The sequence below is a fragment of the Pantanalinema rosaneae CENA516 genome (assembly GCF_050753385.1).
Classification (GTDB): Bacteria; Cyanobacteriota; Cyanobacteriia; order Leptolyngbyales; family Leptolyngbyaceae; genus Pantanalinema; species Pantanalinema rosaneae.
Genome location: NZ_JBLZFZ010000012.1, coordinates 129324 through 148827 on the forward strand (window position 1 = coordinate 129324; position 19504 = coordinate 148827).

The following is a 19504-nucleotide window of genomic DNA, read 5'->3' on the forward strand; positions in this document are numbered from 1 at the left end:
CCGGGGTTCAAACCAATTAAGCCTGTTGCTTACGGCGACGACGAGCCGCTGCTAACCCAGCCCCCGCTAAGCCTAAACCTAACATGGTCGTTGGTTCTGGGGTTGCTTCAGACGGAATCGGTGCCGCCGCTGCACCAGGCTGGAATAGAGCCACTAAAGGGGACGGATTTTCAACAAAGGTACTGGCAAACGTCACCTGATAGCTGGTACCGCCATAGGTCAAAAGCTCATTAAAATCAGCGGGTGGGAAGTCGCCGTCACCAATGTAGTCAAAATCATTCGGATTCTGAGCTAACACTCTAGGCAGAATTCCTTGATACTTAGCAGGAAACAAGCTGTTAATGGATAACGCTTGGGCTTGTAGCGTGGGGCTGGCTACCAGATCCGGCAGATTGTAGGGAGTGCCCAAAATCGTAGCGGCGAAGGACAGCAGTTCATACCCAACGGTGCCACCATTGGGAGCGGGTGTGGGCAGGTCTTCTTTCACAAAGCTAAAGTTGCCATTGCCGATCGCGAAGTTGCCAAACTGTGTCACCTGGGACAACGAGAAGGTGGATGTATACGTGAAACTAGCCGCCTGTGCCTGGTGATGTCCACCGATCGCACTAACGATCGCGACACCAGCGGCTGCACTAACGGTAGTAGCAGTAATTTTCTGTAAGAACCCAATGGACATCATTCATTTCTCCTGGGGCTAGATGAGTGAGGTGGGCAAAATTACGGATCGATTCAATCAGGCAAGGAGGGCCATCTGGTTCAAGGCGCAACAACCCCTTGTAACCTAAAAGTTAGGGCAAACTGGATAGATTTCTCCTTTCGCAGCCTAACACCGGATTTTGTTACCTCCAATGTGGTTAGTGATCTCTTCATGAAAACAAGGCGATCGAGATGGGCAAATCTACCAGAAAATACGGAGGAGTTCCGGCTAGAGAACTGGTAGGGATAGCGCTCTTACCATCACCGGATTACGACCTCTTACTTCATAAAAACTTCATAATTATTCTTTATACTCTCATCAAATCTTAACTTTCTATCAACGGGTTATGCTGAAATCTCACCATCGTTTAGCGATTTTGCTGCATGACGGCATTCGGGGTAGTCAGGGCAAAACGGGGCTGGCATTATTGCGCTTTAGTGATGCCCCGATCGCGGCTGTGATCGATCGCCAATGTGCTGGAGCCTCCCTAGTGGAACTAACGGGGATTCCCAAATCAGTCCCGATTGTGGCGACAGTGGCGGAGGCACTTCCCTATCAACCGGATGTGCTGGCGATCGGGATTGCGCCATCTGGGGGAGCGTTGCCAGACGAATGGCGACAGGAGATCAAACAGGCGGTAGCGGGTGGCTTATCGATCGCCAATGGCTTACATACCCCGTTAGCCACTGACCCAGAATTGCAGCAATTCCTCAAGCCACCGGATCAGTGGATTTGGGACATTCGGCGGGAACCTCCGGGGCTGACCGTTGGCAGTGCGACGGCGCGATCGCTTTCCTGCTTGCGGGTGCTGACGGTAGGAACCGATATGGGCGTGGGCAAAATGTCTACCAGTCTGGCGTTACATCGGGCTTCGCAGGAACGGGGCTTACGATCGAAATTCCTGGCAACTGGGCAGGCCGGACTGATGATTGCCGGAGATGGCATTCCCCTGGATGCCATTCGAGTGGATTTTGCCTCCGGTGCAGTGGAACAGATGGTGATGCAGTTTGGTAAGGATCACGATATTTTGCACATTGAAGGTCAGGGATCGTTCGGTAATCCTGCGTCAACCGCGACGCTACCGTTAATCCGGGGTAGTCAACCCACCCATTTAATCCTGGTGCATCGGGCAGGGCAATCCCACATTCATAAATTGCCGGAGGTGATGATTCCGCCCTTACGGGAGGTTATCCACTTATACGAAACTGTTGCCCGAGCCGGAGGAGCCTTTGTTCCAACTAAAGTTGCCGCGATCGCCTTAAATACCTGGCATCTAACGGATGTAGAAGCTCAACGCGCGATCGCACAGGTACAAATTGAAACGGAATTGCCCTGTACAGATCCAATTCGGTTTGGCGCATCTGCACTATTAGATGCCATTGTTCGGTAGGGAGCGCGCGATCGCAAGGTTTGGTTGTTATAGATAGCTGAGGCTGAGGGCACTGGAGAGGATTAAGGTTTGCTGAATCGCTATAACGAAGCAACCTCTTCCCGCGAGAGCATCATTTCTCTCACCACATCTGATTCCTGTACCAAAATATCAACCTGATAGCGTTCAGGTGACATCGCGACTTGAATTCGTTTTTGTTGGCAAATCCAAGAGAAATAACGTAATGCCACTTGCCGACGTTTTTGTAATTGTTCGCGTTGCGATTGTTTTAAGAGAATTGGATCAATCGGGTCTAGTGCGATCGGGGCAGGTTGTTGCTGCTCTAACTGCTGAATCCTGGCTAAATCAGCTTTTAAGTCCTCGGGTAAGGGCTGAGTAATTTGTAATTTTGGATCGTCGGGTTGCATAAATACTAAGGAATCGAGTAATCCTTGAAACCCTACAAACGCTAGACGATACATCATCAGTTTGCTAAATTTACCCCAGAAATAACCGCCATGCACATCCCTACCTGCTTTCGGAAATTTGTTAGGAGCAAAGGTGGCATAGGCAATGAATAACCGAAAATACTCATACAATCTGAGGGGAGTTTTCTGGTTGTTCAAAATCATGACATTGTTATCTGTTGCAGCGGCATTGGGACTATAGTAATCAGTCTGATCGCAGTATTCCGTACAATCTAAATAGGTGAATAGATCTGCGATCGACTCTTTATCATGTTCTTCGCTGGCAACGCTCTCTTCTCCTTGCTGCTTCTGGCTAGCGGGATCGAGACTTTGATTTTTATCTTTACTTAAAACGCTAACTTCCAGATAGGGTAATAGATGATGGTAGGGATTGGGCAGTTCATCCCAATTGACGATGCCATAGGTTTCTTGCCGTTTCTGAGATTTTTTAGTTTCTAAATACTTGGTATGAACGGTTAAATTACCTAAACGATACCCTTGAGTGCGGCTACGGGCAGGAAAGGAAAAATAGTTAGCTGCCGTAGAAGCAATCCGGAGGGCTAAATCTCCTTCATTGCTGAATAAATACGCTTCCTCAAATCGGCGTAATGCCGATCGCAAAAAGTTTGCTCGTCCAGAAGTCACGGTCATTAATGGAATATCAGGGGAAACAAGAATTAAGCGTCCTAAGGTGAACACTCGCCCAACCCGAGAAGAGGGAAATTTTTCTACTTTATCAGCGCCGATCGTGCCCACCGAACGGGAGTCAAAGACATCAGCTAAAACTCGAATGACCTGAGACGTAACATGCCCCCCCATACTGTGACCAATAAATGACAGTTTAATTTGATGGCTTTGCCAATATTCCTGAGCCGCGCTATAAGCTAACCCTTCGATCGTAATGATTCTTGTGATGATATCGATTAAGGTCGCATTATCGATCGCTAAGGGAATCTGTTTTTTCAAGATCTGTAAAAAGTATTGAAATTTAGGATCTGCTTGATCAATTCGTAAATCAGAACGCTTACTCAGTTCACGGCGAATAATTTGTAAAGTCGATAGAAACTCTGTTTTATCAAACGCCTGAGTTGTCGGAATGCGATCGGTAATCTTGTCGTAAATGGAGGCTTCAGTTAAGGTTTCACTGATCTTACGACTCACTAACCCCTGATCCAGTTGGCGAATTAACTCGACTAAATCCGGTACACCAAAATAGGTGGCTCGATAGGAATCTCGAAAGTAAACCGAAATTCTTAACAGAAACAGACTGGCAACGATCGTGAATCCCAGAGTGCCGGAAATGATTAAGATGATGGCAATGATGGCTAAGGCAGGGATGGGCGCTGTCCAGGGTAGAAATTTCAGTGCTATGCCCACAAGGGTTAGTAATAGCCCGCTAACCATTAACACGCGAAGCAGAAACGGTAGGGCAGAGAAGGCTTCTTTACGAATATTTTTTCGCTTTAAACTTTCGGACGGCCAACGATAGCCGAGAAACACTAAATTGTTTTGCTTCTGATGTAAAAAGTTGTCTTGATTGATATAGGTACAGAGGGGTTGATACCAGTCTTCTAAAACACCATCTCGACTCCCATCGGCTCCAGTGTTGTAGCCATGAATAGCAATGACTAAGCCAGAGTCAGGGGAGCTAGCGATACTATTTTGATATAACCTCTCAATCACATCTTGAATCGTTGGTTGATCAGTATCGACAGCAGGAAGATTTTCATCTTCAACATTATCAGGGGCGGTACTGCGGATAAAAAAGCCGGGAATGACTAGCTCTCTCTTGTCTCTAAATAAGTTTTCTACCAGGATGTTCATACGTGTTTCCCTGATGTCAAAAGGACTGAACGAACTCAATTGTTTTAGACCATAATCGCTAGAATTGCTAAATGTGGTTTTTTCAAACAAAAATTAGCAAATGTATGCAAGTTGCTGTCTAAAGTTGATCCTTTTGTGATCCAGACTGCCTATATCAACGATCGCGACTTGGGGGTATCTCAAGAGGCACTGTGATTGATTTAAGACAGGTCATCGGGTACTGTGCAAAAGAGTGATTTGGGCAAGGACGGTTAATCATGGATGTGATTCCTGCGATCGATGTGTTGGGCGGCAAATGTGTCCGGTTGTATCAGGGAGACTATCAACAGGCAGAAACATTTGACGAAAATCCAGTCGCAGTGGCGCGACAATGGGCAGAGCAAGGCGCAAGCTGGGTGCATGTTGTCGATCTGGATGGGGCAAAAGCTGGAGAATCGGTGAATCTCGCGGCGATCGAAGCGATTGTGCAAGCGATTGATGTGCCGATTCAGGTGGGGGGTGGCTTGCGAGATCGTCAGGGAGTCGTCAATCTGCTCGATCGGGGAGTGCGGCGGGTGATTTTAGGCACGATCGCCGTAGAACAACCACAACTGGTGCGATCGCTCTGTGCCGAATTTCCAGGGCAAATTGTTGTCGGGATTGATGCCCGCAATGGCAAAGTGGCAACTCGCGGTTGGTTAGAAACTTCTGAAGTGTTAGCCACCGATTTAGCCCAGCAAATGGCACAGTTTGGGGCGGCGGCAATTATTTACACCGATATCCACCGGGACGGGACGCTGCAAGGTCCGAATCTGGAGGCATTACGGGATCTGGCAACTGCCGTAGAAGTACCCATTATTGCCTCGGGTGGTGTCAGTTCGGTGAGTGACTTAATGCGGTTGCTGTCGTTGGAAGCGTTGGGAGTGACGGGGGCGATCGTCGGACGGGCGCTGTATACCGGCGATGTCGTTTTGCAGGAGGCGCTTCGGGCAGTCGGCCCAGGACGCTGGCAGGATGTGCCCCCAGATTTGGGTACGTCAGCGTTTGCGTAAATAACCTGGTTCAACGACGATCGGGGCAAACAAGCCGGGTCAACGTCTCTGGCGCGAGTCCCAAATTGACCACCCAACTGTCATACCCCGATCGCGGAAAATCTTGTAAGGCGACAAGACAAAAATCAGTTACGAACAAACAGGAGTCCGGCTAGAAGCCAAATCTCGGATCAACGGCAACCTGGAGTGAATGTAGGCGATCAAGGTACTCATTTCGTCGAGTTCGATCGCACGTTGATGACGGAGTTGTCTGAGGAGCCATTGCACCAGACTATCGTCGTCCAGGTTGAGGATAGTTTGAGCCTGGGTGGTTTCGACCAAAGCCCAGAGTTGACGGAGCATTAAAGGAGACATGGAATAGTTCCCGAATTGATATTAGGGAGAATCAGCCACCTCTGAGAAGGGTTGATTGCAGCCACTTCTTTCTAGCTTCACCATATCGAATCTCGGTTCGATCGAACGCAAATCATACAAGACGACACAAGAGTTACAAAAACCTTAATCAAGTGATCAATAACTTGACTAAAGTGCCGAACACACTCTAATCAACGGCTACCATACGCCGTGATCGGTTCCTGAATAAATCGAATATACAAGTGTCGAAAGGTAGATTTCAAGACTCTTGGCATGCCAAAATCGATCGGCACTAACCGATCCGGGAGCCGCCAGTCACTGATTCGCAGATCATCGGGTTGTAACAATGGAAAATTAAGATCCGCGAGTTCGGGGCATAATCCTAATTTCTGGGACGCGACGATCGTCGGGACTTGGGTGGGATCAATTTGCAAAATATCGACCATGGCGCGATCGAGGGCAAACACATTCGTAGCGGCTCCGAGAATGCCGAGTGGTCGCGGTTCACCGCCACTGGGCCCATTGCCTTCATGCCCAATAATCCCATCCAAAATCGTTAAGTCGGGATCAACAGCCCGAGCCGTTTCAATCAGCATCTTGCCAAAGCGATCGCGATCTTTGCCGGCTTCCATGTGCCACCAGGCTTTCATTTTGCCGGGGACACAACCGAATAGATTCTTTACCCCTAATGTCACTGTCAGTTGCACATGGGATTTTACCTTCGGTAGGTTAATCACCACATCAGCTTCCATGGCTTCTTTAGACAGCAATAAGTGATTAAACTCATCACTCACGGTTTGATACCGTTTGCCATGAAAATCAATAATTGGCAACTTCAAATCATCGATTAAGGGTTGATATCCATTGGCTAACGCGACTCCTTTTGCACTGCCAAAGGCCGGCCCATCCCCTAAGAAAGGCTTACCACCTGCCGCTTGTACCAATTGCGCTACACAATAAACTAATTCCGGTCGGGTGACACATTCCTTTGTCGGACGTGCCCCAGTGAGGAGATTCGGTTTGAGTAAAACCCGATCGCCCGGTTTGACAAAGGCGGAGATACCTCCCAAGGGTGCTAGAACGGCTTCAATGGCTTGGCGTAACTCTGGGCGATCGTAGGACTGGGCACGAATTAAGCTAACCGAGGGTGACATCGTCAAGTAACTCCTAACTCTAGCTCAGAGGATAGTGGCTTTCCCTACTCCCGGTGGTAAGTCCGGTTGAGGGCGGTCACGCGTTCTGCATTTTCAAACACATCTTCCCCATGTAACTGCGGTAAGGGTGGCTTCACTTCCACCTTTGCCACATTTGCCGTATGAATACATACGCTTTGATCAGATAGGTGGAATATCCACCATGGGCGATCGAGCAAGCGACGCACGACTTGCTGGAACTCTTGGCGAACCCGTTCCGCATCTACCGGATCATAAACCATGAATGACTCGGATTGACCATTCAAGTAATACACGGTCAGTTGGGTATAACTGCTCTGACTTTGCATAGAACCCTCCTAGATTGTGCAGGCATCTATACTCTACTCGTTGCATCCCGACCCGGCACAGCGTTTTATCGGTGAGTGGGTGGTGGTAGTTCGCCCAAAATCGTAAACCGGATGTGATTGATCGCTAAATCCCCGATCGCCACTTCCAGTTCTGCATTGGGAATCGATATCGTCTCGAACGGAATGCCTTTAGCAATCTCCGCATGATGCCAGGGCAAACCCATGAAAAAGCGAGTGGGATAGGGGCCCCGTTCCGCAATATCGTCGGGATTCGATTCCATCGGTAGCCAACCAACTCCCGGAATATAGAACTCAATCCAGACATGGTTATAGTCCGGTTGTAAGGGGACATGATGTAACTCTGCCTGGGGCGGACACTTATAACGACCGACGGTGCGACAGGCAATCCCATTTAACCGAGCCAACGCGAGTAACAAACCAACGTATTCCCCGCACGATCCCACGCCCCGTTCCAGCACAATATCGGGAGTGTCAATCCGGGCGGTCAACCCATAGGACAGGCGATCGTAGACATAGTTGCGAATCTTCAACATTTTCCGCAGAATGTTGGTTTCTGTTCCGACGGCTTCTCGGGCGGCTGCCTGAATGGTGGGTGAATCCATTGCCAGTTCATCATCATCCACTAAATACTTCGCCTGGTATTCCGGGGAAAGGGATGGAATGCGATCGACATCATCCAGGGTCAGCCGATATTTAATGCTATGAACTTCCAGCGTGGCTTTCCAGCCAAATAAGTGCCGTTCTTGGGGCTTAATTGAGTCAAACTTAAACACCGCGACCCGTTGCCCCTGCTGGATTTCTTCTACAAAGGGTCGCCCAATCGGTTCGATTTTATGCACTTTCTGGCGATCGGTGGTCGCCGGTAAGGCAATCCGCCATTCCAAGTTATTGAGATGTACCTGTCCTTCTTCGGTTGGTAAGAGTTCCTCCACGTAGCACATTTCAATTAGATAACCGTTGGACAGGGCATAGCGCTGCTGCGGATTGTAGTGAATGTAGAGGGGATGGACGAAGGTACGATCGCGAATACTCAGTTCTAGCGGATCTTCAGCATTGGGATTATCCCGAATATAGGGTTCTTCGCTGGCATAGCAGACATAGAGAATGTCCTGGTGAGTTTGGGGATGGGGGTAGAAGGTTAATCCCGTGGGCGAGTCAAACGGAGTCAAGACACAAAACTGCTGTTCGCCGGTCGCCCGATCGAGGCAATATACCGTTTGCTCAATGCGATCGCAGACCCACAATTCCTCTCCACGCAATGTCAGATTTGCTTCTCCGACTCCCGGCATGGGAAAGCGGGTAATTTCGCGAGCCGACTCCCGTTCAAACACCGTAATGTAGCCTAACCGTTGCGAGGCGACATAGACCGTCGATTCCCAAACGCCGACTCCCGTGACCGAGTAATCCAAACTAACAAAATGCTGGGGAGTCAGGTCATCTAACCGACAGTAATAAACACTGTTATCTCGCGTGTACCAGAGCGTATCCTGCCAAATCGCTAACCCCACGGCATCAACAAACTGCTCCACATTGAGAGGGTTTAAGACCGTGGCACTATCTGTGGTGGGATCAACGCCGAGTAAGAACCCCCGGATCGAGTCCAGTAAAACCAGGCGATCGCCCCAAACGGCAATGCCATTCAGCACATAGGTGCCGATCGGACGAATGGTACGCTGCCAGGGGTCTTGTCCGGGTAATAACGGCAGTGGGGCAGGAAGTTCCTGCATCAATGGAGAGGCTGGATTCGCTTGCATGATCACGGATTGTCCTGAAGACTTCCCAAATCATAAACAAAACCACCGCCCTCAGACTGTATCGCAAGGGGTGGTGAATTGTTAGAAATCTCAACTTGGCTCCCTGGGATTGCCTCAAATGCCCCTGAACCCGATCGCTCGACCCTAACCGAACCCGTTTTATAGTTATGGTGGAATGATTAAGGGGCAACGTGGGAACAGGAGCATGACTGAAACCGCAGAAAAACTGAAGATTGAACTCTCTCAGCTCTCGATCGCCGATCGGGCAGAACTGGCATCCTTCTTGATTCATTCTTTAGATGAAGGAGTGGATGAGGATGCAGAAAAGGCTTGGGAAAGTGAATTAACCCGGAGAATGCAAGAAATTCATGATGGTACTGCTGCCGGTCAACCATCTAACCAGGTATTCACCGAGCTAAGAGAGAAATATTTGTGAAGCCTGTCATCCTGCATCGTGAAGCGATCGCAGAATTAGACAGATCGATCTCCTACTATGAAACCCAGAAAGTCGGTTTGGGACTTGATCTGTTAGCTACGGTAGAACAAGCGATCGCCAAAATTCAGCAAAACCCAAATCTTGGCGCAAGTTATACAATTGCCGGGGTGCGTCGCTACATTATTCCACGGTTCCCATTTCAACTTTTCTACACAGAACTAGAACATTTAATTTGGGTTGTGGCGATCGCGCATAGCAAGCGTAGACCGGGTTATTGGAGCAAGCGACAGCTAGAGTAGTGCCCAGGGTAGGCGAAAAGACCCTGTTCGTAAAAATTCAAGGTCAGATGTTCCCCAGTTTGGGGCATGATCACATTATTCAGGCGCTAATCGCAGGAGCCGCACTATGGATTTGCTGGAATATCAAGCGAAAGAACTATTTCGGAACATTGGTATTCCGGTGCTACCTTCGCTCCGGATCGATCGCCCCAAAGACCTGAAAGGACTAACCATTCCCTATCCAGTAGTCCTGAAATCGCAGGTGCGGATTGGGGGGCGGGGGCGCGTGGGTGGCGTGAAATTTGTCGAAAACACGATCGATGCGATCGCGGCAGCCCATACGATTTTTAACCTGCCGATTATGGGTGAGTATCCCCAGGCGCTATTAGCGGAGGCAAAATACAATGCCGATCAAGAGTTTTACCTGGCAGTGGTGTTAAACCGCACCATTCGTCGTCCGGTGTTGCTCGGTTCCCAGCAAGGGGGGATTGATGTGCAGGCGGCGATCGAGCAAATGCAGCATGTGATCGTTGATGATCAGTTTTCGCCCTACTATGCCCGTCGGTTGGCAATCAAAATGGGGTTGCGGGGGCAATTGATCGAATCCGTCAGTGCGATCGTCGAAAAAATGTATCACCTCTTTGTGCAGAATGATCTGGATCTGGTGGAAATCAATCCCCTGGGAGTTAGCGCCACCGGGGAATTGATGGCGTTGGATGGCAAAGTGACGGTGAATGATGATGCGCTGGCTCGGCATCCCCATCTCGCGGCCCTCGATCCCAAAGCTGAGCAGAAACAAGCGGCTTACTTGCATGAAACTCCCGTAGTGATGGAACCGGATGGTCATATCGGGATTATTTGTAACGGGGCGGGATTAACGATGGCAACGATGGATATGGTCTGTCAGGCGGGCGGCAAACCCGCGAGTTTTCTGAATATTGGCGGTGAAACCCGGTGGGATTTTTGTCACACCACCTTAAGCCAGCGATTGGATTCCGGTCTGGAATTGATGACTCAACATAAACATGTACGGGTGGTGTTGATTAATCTGATCAGTAGCCTGGTTCCTTGCGATCAGATTGCCACGGTGATTACCAGTTCTTTGGAGCGGATCAGAGCCAAACCGCAACCTGTCAACCCTAAAATTAATAAGCTGCGATCGGCAACGGTCACTGTATCCCAAATCCGAATTCCAGCCTTAGTCGTGCGGTTAGTGGGCAATCAATGTGAACCTGCCCAGGCACTCCTGGAATCTGCCCAGATTCCCATGCTAAGTAGTTTAGATGATGCGGTAATGCGAGCGGTGGTGCTGGCGAAATCGGGGCATCGTCATGGTTGATTTTTGATCAGGAGTTTGGCGATCGGAGTGTGATCGGAGTAGCAGCAGGAATCTCTGGTTTGCGTCATCCTATAAAGTAGAGGTTTGCATGGTGACTCCTGCAAAAGACTGACCAGTCCATAGTCTATGCGTTCATCGCACCTGCAAGTGAACAGGTTATGATTTTTGCCCCAAATAGCAACGTATTAATTCAGGGAATTACGGAACCACTGGGTTCTATCTACACCCCATTGATGAAGGCTTACGGCACCAATGTGGTGGCTGGTGTAAGTCCGGGGTATGGTCAGGAAGTGCTGCATGATATCCCGGTATTTGATCTGGTGGAGATGGCAGTATCGACGGTGGGTGCGATCGATACGACGGTGATTTTTGTCTCACCCTATGCCGCCTTGGATGCCGCGTTAGAAGCGATCGCCTCGGGGATTCGGCAGATTGTGTTGATCACCGAAGGCATGCCACCCGCCGATATGGTGACCCTATTACGCAAAGCTGAATCGGCTGAAACTCTGATCGTCGGACCAGACAGTCCGGGAATTATTGTTCCGGGTCAATTATTACTGGGCATTCACCCGACTGAGTTTTATCTGCCGGGTTCCGTCGGTTTGATTAGTCGAACGGGTACCCTCACCTATGAGATTGCCCGGGAATTGACCTTAGCGGGATTGGGACAATCGATGGGGGTGTGCATTGGTGGCGATGCGATCGTCGGGTCTTCCTTCCCCCAATGGCTACAAATCTTAGATGAAGATGACACAACCGAAGTGATCGTCTTGATTGGGGAGATTGGTGGAGATAGCGAGGAAGCGGCGGCTCACTATATCGCGGAAGCGATCGATAAACCCGTGATCGCCTACGTGGCGGGTCGGACTGCTCCCAAAGGTAGACGGATGGGACATGCGGGAGCCATAATTGCCTCCCAAGTGGCTGAACTGGGAACTGATATTGGTAGCGCCCAAAGCAAAATTACCGCTTTTGAACGGGCAAAAATTCCGGTTGCCACGTCTCCCTCGCAAATCCCTACATTGGTTAAGAAGGCATTGAAACTACCGACCAAAAAATAATTGATGGGACTGAATCCTGTTAAGTCGCAGTTTTTGGTAGGAGTTGTAAGATGGCTTGTGCTGCCCGATCGCAGGCTCCTACTTCTCCTAAGGCGGCTCTCATTTGCTCATAACCAGTTAGCATCTGTTGACGGCGATCAGGATTCAACAGTAATTCCAGGGCTGTCTGGGCGATCGCGGTGGGGGTTGCCTGGTCTTGTAAAAATTCCGGCACGATCGGCTGCATGGTGACTAAGTTGGGTGGTGAGACAAACGGCACCGAAAACTGGAGTACCTTGTCTAAGATCCAGGCGGTGAGCGGATTCAGCTTATATAACACCACCTGCGGCACATCCAGCAGGGCAATCTCTAGATTGACGGTGCCAGATTTAGTAATCGCCAGATCGGCGGCGGCGATCGCCTGTAGGGTCATCTCCCGTCCGGCTCCCGCCTCCCCATCGGACAGGATAGTTGCCTGTAACCCATACGCCTGAATCGCCTGCTGGATCGGCTGACGAAACTGGGGCTGTGCTAACGGGATCCAGAACTGCACATCCGGTAGCTTGGTCTGTATCTGTTGTGCTGCCAGACAGATCACCGGCAGCAAATATTTTAATTCCTGGCGGCGGGAGGCGGGCAATAAAACGATGGCTGGTTGGTCAGGGGCAATTCCTAACGTACTCCGGGCTGTTGTACGCGTCGGGGCGGTTTGCATGCGATCGACCAGGGGATGCCCCACCCAGGTCACCTGTCCCCCGTGGGCTTGAAAATATTTGGCTTCCTCCGGAAAGATTGCCAGAATCCGCCGGGTGGCTCGGACAATGCGATCGGTATTAGCGGAATTCAATGCCCAGACCCATTCCTGCGGGGCAATGAAATAGACGATCGGAACGTGTGGCAGGTGTTTGACTAAATAGTTACACCAGCCAACATTCGGCCCCATGTAATCAATCAGCACCACTAAATCAGGGGGAGATTGCTTCAGGTAACGCTGGGCTTGCCGTTGCACTTGCAGGGTCGGCAGAACGAAGGGCAGGGATTCCAGAATCCCAATCGACCCGATCGCGCTAGTATTACCGAGCAATTTAGCTCCCGCCGCTGCCATGCGATCGCCGCCCAATGCCAGGATTTCCAATGGCAATCCCTGGTGCTGGGCTTGTCGCTGCAAGGCTTCCACTAACAATGCCCCCTGCAAATCCCCCGAGACTTCGCCGGTACTGATGAAGATGCGGCTCATGCCCTAATCCTCATCGCCATGCTTGCTCCGCCGACTGGGGGTAGGGCCGCGGCGACCGGGCTGCTGCGACTGAGACAAAAAGCGGTGCAGATGTTGTAAGTAATCGCTATCAATCAGGGGTTCCAGTTTGTCCAGCGCCTCGTTGAGGGATAAGCCCGATCGATACAACAAACGAAAAGCCTGTTTCAGCGATCGCCAGATCTGTCCTTCTTCTAACTCCGATAGTCCAGCCCGTTGCAAACCGACCCGATTCAACGATCGTACTCGGGCAGGATTACCCTCTACCAGCATATAGGGGGGCACATCGCGATCGATGCGAGACATCGCGCCAATCATGGCAAAGCGACCAATCTGCACAAACTGGTGAATCCCGACCATGCCGCCAATCCGCGCCCGCGACTCGACGCGCACATGTCCAGCTAGGGAAACGGCATTAGTAATGATCACCTGATCTTCAATAATGCAGTCATGGGCAACATGCACGTATGCCAAGAGCAAATTGCCGTTGCCAATGATGGTGGCTTCCCCCGCTGCATTGGCGCGATTAATCGTGACATATTCGCGAATACAGTTGTCATCGCCGATTTTAACGAGACTGTCTGCACCCGCATACTTCTGATCTTGGGAGGCTAACCCGATCGCCGCACCGGGAAAGATCTGGTTCCGAGCGCCAATTTCCGTCCAACCATCCAGAACCACATGAGCGCCGATCGTGGTTCCGGCACCCACTTTCACCCGATCGCCAATCACGGCATACGCCCCAACTTGAACCGTGGGATGTAGCTCGGCATTAGGATGAATTACGGCAGTTGGATGAATCAGGGTTGTCATCAATCCACTAAAGAAAACATGAGTTCGCCTTCCGAAACCAGTTGCCCATCGACTTCGGCTCGTCCCTGCATCTTGCCAAACCGACGTTTCTTCACCCACAGGAGTTCCACGGTCATAATCAGTTGATCCCCAGGAACCACGGGACGGCGGAACCGCACTTTATCGATGCCAGCGAACATAAACAGCCCGCCCTGAACATCTTCATTCATTTGGGTCAGCACAATACCGCCTACCTGTGCCATCGCTTCGACAATCAGCACACCGGGCATGATTGGTCTACCGGGAAAATGACCCTGGAAATGAGGTTCATTGAAGGTGACATTTTTAATGCCGACGGCACGTTTTCCAGGCACATAGTCAATGATCCGGTCTACCAGGGCAAAGGGGTAGCGGTGCGGTAACAGTTGATGAATCTCTTCTGCCGATAACACGGTTTTAACGGTTGCTTCTGGATGCTCAGAAGTTCCTGCCTCTCCCGTGTCGGGACGAGTTTCGACATGACTGATGGGTGTTTCAGGCGTATTAACGTTAATCAGGGTAGACATAGATCGGATGGTAATAGGCGGGCGGAAGAGCGAAACTAGAAAATTGCGATGCCTCGGTCACTGATTGCCACTGGCTAAGATGGGATAGCTGTGACTAGCGATCGCACCAGTTGGGTATGTAACTGGTGGCTGGCTTTGTATGCCAGAAAATGGGCAGTGGGAAAACCTCCCAACAAACTTAAGTCTCCTATTAAGTCTAAAAGTTTATGGCGTACTGGTTCATTCGGAAATCTTAAGGGGGGATTGAGCCACCCTTCAGGGCTACAGACCAGAGCATTGTCCAGGCTACCGCCTTTAATTAATCCCTGCTGACGTAAATATTCAATTTGGTGGGCAATGCCAAAGGTACGGGCAGGGGCAATTTCCGTCGCAAAGCTGACTTCAGGTGACCAGCTATGCCACTGGTTGCCAATGGCTGGCAGGTCAGCGAAATCGATTCCATAGGTAAACCGCAATTCCGGTGAGGGTAGAGCGGCGACAAAGGCATCGTCCTGACGTACCCAGACTGGTGCTGCTAGCGTGATCGACGATCGCTGAGCCGATTGGGCTGCCAGTCCGACCTCAGCGATCGCTTGAACCCATTCCTGAGCAGAGCCATCCAGCAAGGGAAGTTCTGGTGCATCGAGTTCGATCCGGGCATTATCTACCCCCATACCCGCTAGAGCCGCTAGTAAATGTTCGACGGTACGGACTCGGGCGGCTTCGGCAGCTAGTTCAGTAGAGAGCGTAGTCTGGCTGACCGAATTAATTTCAGCCTCGACTTCCGGTGTACCGGGCAAATCTGTGCGGACAAAGTAGCGTCCTCGTCCTACGGGAGCTGGGGATACACGCACCTGAACAGGTAAGCCAGAGTGTAGTCCTATGCCCGATCGGACAAACGGCGATCGCAGCGTGGACTGGCAAGACGTTGGCATGAGATTGACTGCCGGATGATCAACTTCCGACTGCTGTCCAGGTGAGACTGCCATTGGGATGTTCCTTTGGAGCGGTGAATATAATGCGCTGCCCTCAGCCACGTCTCCCGACATTAGAACCTCTCCCCAATACCAAAGTGGAGACGGCTATCTCCCTGGTCATTCAGACCAAAGTCAATCCGAATTGGGCCTAGTGGCGATTGAATCCGTACCCCGGCTCCATAGCCAAACCCACTTCCCGGCTTACGTCTGACTCCACCTGGATCGCCCGGTACGCTGCTTTGAGAACCAAAGTCTGTAGCAGCATCAACAAACAATGCCCCGGAAATGATCGAGAAGATCGGGAAGCGATATTCGATCGAGGCTTGCACAAAGCTCCGAGCCGCCGCTAAATCACCCTCATCATATCCCCGGACTGAGTTACTTCCCCCTAAGGCAAAGGCTTCGTAGGGCGGCAAATCACCGATGACAGTTCCAGCTTGCACATTAAAGGCAAAGGCTTGCGGACAATCGGCAGGTCTGGATTTGGGGTCTTGACACCCTTGGGTGAGTCGCAATAGCCGCGTCGGCACATAGAAGCTATAGCCACCCCGCAAGCGATTCATAAAGATGCTACCGGAACCCACGGGAATAGATTGTTCTGTACCTAATCGAAGCAGTGAGCCTTGAGTCGGACGTAGGGCATCATTTCGCCGATCCTGCACCACGCCGAATTGTAGGGTGAGCAAGTCATCTTTGCCTGTTCCACTAAAACTCAGATCGTTCCCCCGCTCATCTTTTCGAGCCGTATCACCATCGGCATCGGTGATTCTAACGTTCTGGTACTGCAAGCCCAGGGAACCTGTCCATTCTGCCCGCCGGTAGGGATTACCATTCAACGGTCGGGTAAAGCTGACACCTCCCCCCGTTCGCACTACCCGAGGACGATCGCCATTCGATAATTCCACCTCGCGCTCACCCCCATCAAATACCAGGGAGATCGTGCGGCGGCGGAAGAGGTTAACCGAGTAAGAGGTGCGGAATGGATCGCCACCAATCCAGGGGTCAGTGAAGTTGAGGTCAAACAAGAGTTCGCGTTGCCCCACCTGGATTTCTGCCCCCAGTCGCTGATTGTTGCCGCCCAGGTTTTGCTGCTGGTAGCTGACTGTCCCAAACAAGCCACTGGCGGAGCTAATCCCTGCCCCTGCCGAAATCGAGCCGGTTCTGCGTTCCGCGACGTTGGCGACGACTACCACCTTGCGGGGATCCTGGGTGCTGGGGCGGAGCGCCAGTCGGACATCTTCAAAGATGCCTAACCCAAACACCCGTTGTAAGTCACGCTCAATTTTGTTCCGGTTGAATACTTCTCCGGGCTTGGTTTCAAACTCGCGGGTAATGATAAAGTCGCGGGTGCGTCCTCGGATGGGATTGCCTTGCTCATCGGTAGCGTCCCCATCTTTGTTGATGAACTGCACTTCAATATTTTCAACCACCCCCTCTGCCACTTGAATTGTGACTTGCCCATCGGGTTCAACGGCAGGGGCATCAATCACCTGAGCCAGAACATACCCATTATCCTGATACCACTGGGTAATCCGTTTGATGCCTTCATCAATTCGGTTCAGGTTAATGGTGCTGCCGTATTGCTCTTGAAAGGCTTCGTCAATCACCGATTGCGGCAATACAGTTGTTCCCTCAACATTGACTCCACTTAAAGCCGGGTTGAGTTGAACCTCAAAGGTGACTCTGACCCCTAGAGGGGTGTCTTCTGGAACGGCTCGGACATTTGAGAAGTAGCCGGTACGGAAAATTGCGTTAATGTCTTCTTGGAGTTGGGAACGGGTGGTGGTGCGTCCGGGTTGCGTCCGAATCACACTATAGACTTCATTTTGAATGGCTCCTTCCACCCCGTTAATCAGCACTTCTGCCACCAGCACCCTCGCCTCATTTGGGTCAGCCGTGGTGCCACCGGGCGTTTGGCTACCAGGCGGCGGCGTAATCGGGACTGAGGTGTCTGGGGGAGCTGGGGTGGTACTCTCCGAGGGAGCACTAGGAGTCGCTTCCGGTGTAGGAGCGGTGGGTGGTTCGGTCGTGGGAACTTGTAGCTCAGGCTGAGGCGATAGTGGTGGCGAAAATTGCAGGGTGTCCGGCGTGGTTTGCAGCGGAGTGGATTGGTCGCCTGGGGTAATTCTGGGGAGCGGTGGTGCCCCAGGAGGAGAATTGGGATCATCCTGAATCTGGGCGATCGCGTCAGCCTCGATCTCTGGGGAGGATACGTCAATCCGCTCAGGCTCTGAGGTGGATACGACAACCTGCTGTCTCATCCATTGAGGCGCTCCCGAGACAATGGGAGAGTAGGGCGATCGCGCCGCTTCTGGGATTGCAGGAGCGGACTGTGCTTTCGCAGAATTGGATAAGCCCAGTGTTGTTGAGGCTGCCAAAAAGGCTACAAGGGTTGGGGATAGGCGCATTTTGTTCAGGCTATTTGACACGTCCACACACCATTCCTGCTCTAAGCAGGCAAAATGAAGCAGTACCGAACACAGAAGGCATAAACTGTGAAATTCTACCGCATAGATGGGTACGAATACTTATTTTGGATGCACGAAGTTGAAGTTTTGAGAGTTGAATTGAAGAATTATTTCATTTACGCATACCTCTGTCCCTAAAACCAGGGATTCATCCCAAGCAGGAAGTCAGAAGCTGAGACTGGTCACTTGGAGAACCCGGACTCTATGCCGTAGCGACAAGGTTAGGTATGGCTCAACACCCGTTGCATCACTTGCTGATAGGCTGACTCCACTTCACCCAGATCCAACCGGAACCGATCTTTGTCGAGTACCCGTTTTTGCGGATCAGTTTCTGTCTGGTTCCATAACCGACAGGTATCCGGGCTAATTTCATCTGCCAGGATTAAATTCTGCTGTCGATCGCAGCCGAACTCCAGTTTGAAGTCTACCAGGGTAATCCCGCACTCGTTAAAAAACGTCGTCAAGATTTGGTTGATTTGCAGTGCCATAGTTTGCAGTTGCTCCACCTGTTCTGGGGTTGCCAGGTTTAATAACAGCAGTCGATCGCGCGTCAACAGCGGATCACCTAAGCCGTCATTTTTGTAGTAGAACTCGACTAGGGGTTGGGGTAAAACTGTTCCCAACGCGAGGCCAGTTTCTCGACAGAGACTCCCGGCTGCAATGTTCCGCACCACCACTTCCAATGGCACGATCGTCACCGACTTTACCCGCATTTCATTGGGGCTGGGCTGGTCAATCAAGTGGGTGGGAATTCCCTTTGCCTCTAGTTGTTGAAACAGGTGGGTAGAAATCGCACAGTTCACGACCCCTTTACCTGAAATGCTGCCGCGCTTTTGGGCATTGAACGCCGTGGCATCGTCCTTGAAATAGGTCAGTAGCACATCGGGATCATCGGTGGCGTAAAGGATTTTAGCTTTGCCCTCATAGAGCTTCTGCGGCTCAGACATACGGAGTTTTGTTTAACCAAGAAAGGATCAATCAACCACTGCACGACACAGTAATCCGCCCTATTCTACCGAATCAGTCACACCACCCATTCCGCCATTCTCGTAAAATTAAACTAACTCCTTGCACGAACCAAATTATGCTGGCTGAAAACTCCCTCCAGACCACCTCCCGCGACTGGTCACCGATCGTTCGAGAATTTGCCGCGATCGTCGGACAGAACAATGTGGTGCGGCGCAAAGAAGAATTGCTGGTCTATGAATGTGATGGCTTGACCAGTTATCGCCAGCGTCCGGCGGTGGTGGTGTTACCGCGCACGACTGAGGAAGTGGCTGGAGTGGTGCAAATTTGTCATCGCTATGGCATTCCCTTTGTGGCGCGGGGGTCGGGGACTGTCTCTTATACACATCT

The 19504-nt window shown here is 51.1% G+C and carries 20 protein-coding genes; 7 read left to right on the forward strand and 13 right to left on the reverse strand.

Annotation, left to right across the window (positions count from 1 at the left end):
* Nucleotides 1-16: 16 nt before the first annotated feature.
* Entirely contained in the window at nucleotides 17-679 is a 663-nt protein-coding gene (locus ACN4EK_RS09600; RefSeq protein ID WP_431657622.1) for a PEP-CTERM sorting domain-containing protein, read from the reverse strand.
* 364 nt (nucleotides 680-1043) lie between these two features.
* Here ACN4EK_RS09600 and ACN4EK_RS09605 point away from each other — a divergent pair, with 364 nt between their 5' ends.
* Nucleotides 1044-2087, forward strand: a complete 1044-nt coding sequence (locus ACN4EK_RS09605) for a DUF1611 domain-containing protein (RefSeq protein ID WP_431657623.1) — start codon at nucleotides 1044-1046, stop codon at nucleotides 2085-2087.
* A gap of 80 nt (nucleotides 2088-2167) precedes the next feature.
* Here ACN4EK_RS09605 and ACN4EK_RS09610 read toward each other — a convergent pair whose 3' ends face one another.
* The gene (locus ACN4EK_RS09610) at nucleotides 2168-4357 is read right to left on the reverse strand and encodes a hypothetical protein (protein WP_431657624.1); all 2190 of its coding nucleotides are present in this window, start codon (nucleotides 4355-4357) and stop codon (nucleotides 2168-2170) included.
* 257 nt (nucleotides 4358-4614) lie between these two features.
* On the opposite strand from ACN4EK_RS09610, the gene hisA reads away from it, so the two are divergent.
* The gene (hisA, locus tag ACN4EK_RS09615) at nucleotides 4615-5388 is read left to right on the forward strand and encodes a 1-(5-phosphoribosyl)-5-[(5-phosphoribosylamino)methylideneamino]imidazole-4-carboxamide isomerase (RefSeq protein ID WP_431657625.1); all 774 of its coding nucleotides are present in this window, start codon (nucleotides 4615-4617) and stop codon (nucleotides 5386-5388) included.
* Nucleotides 5389-5398: 10 nt separating this feature from the next.
* Here the strand turns inward: hisA and ACN4EK_RS09620 are convergent, their stop codons facing one another.
* The 5 genes from ACN4EK_RS09620 to ACN4EK_RS09640 form a co-directional block, all read right to left on the reverse strand.
* Nucleotides 5399-5527 (reverse strand): hypothetical protein, encoded by a 129-nt coding sequence (locus ACN4EK_RS09620; protein WP_431657626.1) that lies wholly within the window; start codon nucleotides 5525-5527, stop codon nucleotides 5399-5401.
* Nucleotides 5518-5742: a hypothetical protein gene (locus ACN4EK_RS09625; RefSeq protein ID WP_431657627.1), complete on the reverse strand. Its 225-nt coding sequence runs from the start codon at nucleotides 5740-5742 to the stop codon at nucleotides 5518-5520. Before ACN4EK_RS09625 ends, ACN4EK_RS09620 begins: the two co-directional genes overlap by 10 nt.
* 191 nt (nucleotides 5743-5933) lie before the next feature.
* On the reverse strand, nucleotides 5934-6896 hold the full coding sequence (locus ACN4EK_RS09630) for a DUF362 domain-containing protein (RefSeq protein ID WP_431657628.1): 963 nt from the start codon (nucleotides 6894-6896) through the stop codon (nucleotides 5934-5936).
* Between the two features lie 44 nt (nucleotides 6897-6940).
* Nucleotides 6941-7243 (reverse strand): hypothetical protein, encoded by a 303-nt coding sequence (locus tag ACN4EK_RS09635; protein WP_431657629.1) that lies wholly within the window; start codon nucleotides 7241-7243, stop codon nucleotides 6941-6943.
* A gap of 65 nt (nucleotides 7244-7308) precedes the next feature.
* A complete protein-coding gene (locus tag ACN4EK_RS09640; protein WP_431657630.1) occupies nucleotides 7309-9018 on the reverse strand; it encodes a transglutaminase domain-containing protein in 1710 nt (569 codons plus the stop codon).
* Nucleotides 9019-9223: 205 nt separating this feature from the next.
* Here ACN4EK_RS09640 and ACN4EK_RS09645 point away from each other — a divergent pair, with 205 nt between their 5' ends.
* From ACN4EK_RS09645 to ACN4EK_RS09660, 4 genes are all read left to right on the forward strand, one after another.
* Complete coding sequence (locus ACN4EK_RS09645) at nucleotides 9224-9454, forward strand: addiction module protein (RefSeq protein WP_431657631.1); 231 nt, start codon at nucleotides 9224-9226, stop codon at nucleotides 9452-9454.
* Complete coding sequence (locus tag ACN4EK_RS09650) at nucleotides 9451-9753, forward strand: type II toxin-antitoxin system RelE/ParE family toxin (protein WP_431657633.1); 303 nt, start codon at nucleotides 9451-9453, stop codon at nucleotides 9751-9753. The genes ACN4EK_RS09645 and ACN4EK_RS09650 overlap by 4 nt, the downstream gene beginning before the upstream one ends.
* A 106-nt stretch (nucleotides 9754-9859) precedes the next feature.
* Nucleotides 9860-11071, forward strand: a complete 1212-nt coding sequence (locus ACN4EK_RS09655) for an ATP-grasp domain-containing protein (RefSeq protein WP_431657634.1) — start codon at nucleotides 9860-9862, stop codon at nucleotides 11069-11071.
* Between the two features lie 158 nt (nucleotides 11072-11229).
* Complete coding sequence (locus tag ACN4EK_RS09660) at nucleotides 11230-12132, forward strand: succinate--CoA ligase subunit alpha (RefSeq protein WP_431657635.1); 903 nt, start codon at nucleotides 11230-11232, stop codon at nucleotides 12130-12132.
* A gap of 19 nt (nucleotides 12133-12151) precedes the next feature.
* Here the strand turns inward: ACN4EK_RS09660 and lpxB are convergent, their stop codons facing one another.
* From lpxB to purC, 6 genes are all read right to left on the reverse strand, one after another.
* A complete protein-coding gene (gene lpxB / locus ACN4EK_RS09665) occupies nucleotides 12152-13348 on the reverse strand; it encodes a lipid-A-disaccharide synthase (protein ID WP_431657636.1) in 1197 nt (398 codons plus the stop codon).
* Between the two features lie 3 nt (nucleotides 13349-13351).
* Nucleotides 13352-14179: an acyl-ACP--UDP-N-acetylglucosamine O-acyltransferase gene (lpxA, locus tag ACN4EK_RS09670; protein ID WP_431657637.1), complete on the reverse strand. Its 828-nt coding sequence runs from the start codon at nucleotides 14177-14179 to the stop codon at nucleotides 13352-13354.
* Complete coding sequence (fabZ, locus tag ACN4EK_RS09675) at nucleotides 14179-14724, reverse strand: 3-hydroxyacyl-ACP dehydratase FabZ (protein ID WP_431657638.1); 546 nt, start codon at nucleotides 14722-14724, stop codon at nucleotides 14179-14181. Before fabZ ends, lpxA begins: the two co-directional genes overlap by 1 nt.
* A gap of 74 nt (nucleotides 14725-14798) precedes the next feature.
* Nucleotides 14799-15692 carry a UDP-3-O-acyl-N-acetylglucosamine deacetylase gene (gene lpxC, locus ACN4EK_RS09680; RefSeq protein ID WP_431657639.1) on the reverse strand — a complete coding sequence of 298 codons (894 nt, stop codon included), beginning with the start codon at nucleotides 15690-15692 and terminating at the stop codon, nucleotides 14799-14801.
* A 59-nt stretch (nucleotides 15693-15751) separates the two neighbouring features.
* On the reverse strand, nucleotides 15752-18115 hold the full coding sequence (locus ACN4EK_RS09685) for a BamA/TamA family outer membrane protein (protein WP_431657640.1): 2364 nt from the start codon (nucleotides 18113-18115) through the stop codon (nucleotides 15752-15754).
* Between the two features lie 254 nt (nucleotides 18116-18369).
* A complete protein-coding gene (purC, locus tag ACN4EK_RS09690; protein WP_431657642.1) occupies nucleotides 18370-19095 on the reverse strand; it encodes a phosphoribosylaminoimidazolesuccinocarboxamide synthase in 726 nt (241 codons plus the stop codon).
* Between the two features lie 137 nt (nucleotides 19096-19232).
* Here purC and ACN4EK_RS09695 point away from each other — a divergent pair.
* Nucleotides 19233-19504, forward strand: a 272-nt coding sequence (locus tag ACN4EK_RS09695) for an FAD-binding oxidoreductase (protein ID WP_431657643.1), incomplete at its 3' end; no start/stop codon positions are given.

Excerpts from the sequence above, each read along its gene's own strand:
- lpxC (WP_431657639.1), bottom strand. The coding sequence starts at position 15,692 with ATGGCAGTCTCACCTGGACAGCAGTCGGAAGTTGATCATCCGGCAGTC.
- lpxA (WP_431657637.1), bottom strand. The coding sequence starts at position 14,179 with ATGACAACCCTGATTCATCCAACTGCCGTAATTCATCCTAATGCCGAG.
- fabZ (WP_431657638.1), bottom strand. The coding sequence starts at position 14,724 with ATGTCTACCCTGATTAACGTTAATACGCCTGAAACACCCATCAGTCAT.
- ACN4EK_RS09600 (WP_431657622.1), bottom strand. The coding sequence starts at position 679 with ATGATGTCCATTGGGTTCTTACAGAAAATTACTGCTACTACCGTTAGT.
- ACN4EK_RS09605 (WP_431657623.1), top strand. The coding sequence starts at position 1,044 with ATGCTGAAATCTCACCATCGTTTAGCGATTTTGCTGCATGACGGCATT.
- hisA (WP_431657625.1), top strand. The coding sequence starts at position 4,615 with ATGGATGTGATTCCTGCGATCGATGTGTTGGGCGGCAAATGTGTCCGG.
- purC (WP_431657642.1), bottom strand. The coding sequence starts at position 19,095 with ATGTCTGAGCCGCAGAAGCTCTATGAGGGCAAAGCTAAAATCCTTTAC.
- ACN4EK_RS09655 (WP_431657634.1), top strand. The coding sequence starts at position 9,860 with ATGGATTTGCTGGAATATCAAGCGAAAGAACTATTTCGGAACATTGGT.
- ACN4EK_RS09625 (WP_431657627.1), bottom strand. The coding sequence starts at position 5,742 with ATGTCTCCTTTAATGCTCCGTCAACTCTGGGCTTTGGTCGAAACCACC.
- ACN4EK_RS09635 (WP_431657629.1), bottom strand. The coding sequence starts at position 7,243 with ATGCAAAGTCAGAGCAGTTATACCCAACTGACCGTGTATTACTTGAAT.
- lpxB (WP_431657636.1), bottom strand. The coding sequence starts at position 13,348 with ATGAGCCGCATCTTCATCAGTACCGGCGAAGTCTCGGGGGATTTGCAG.
- ACN4EK_RS09645 (WP_431657631.1), top strand. The coding sequence starts at position 9,224 with ATGACTGAAACCGCAGAAAAACTGAAGATTGAACTCTCTCAGCTCTCG.
- ACN4EK_RS09610 (WP_431657624.1), bottom strand. The coding sequence starts at position 4,357 with ATGAACATCCTGGTAGAAAACTTATTTAGAGACAAGAGAGAGCTAGTC.
- ACN4EK_RS09640 (WP_431657630.1), bottom strand. The coding sequence starts at position 9,018 with ATGCAAGCGAATCCAGCCTCTCCATTGATGCAGGAACTTCCTGCCCCA.
- ACN4EK_RS09630 (WP_431657628.1), bottom strand. The coding sequence starts at position 6,896 with ATGTCACCCTCGGTTAGCTTAATTCGTGCCCAGTCCTACGATCGCCCA.
- ACN4EK_RS09660 (WP_431657635.1), top strand. The coding sequence starts at position 11,230 with ATGATTTTTGCCCCAAATAGCAACGTATTAATTCAGGGAATTACGGAA.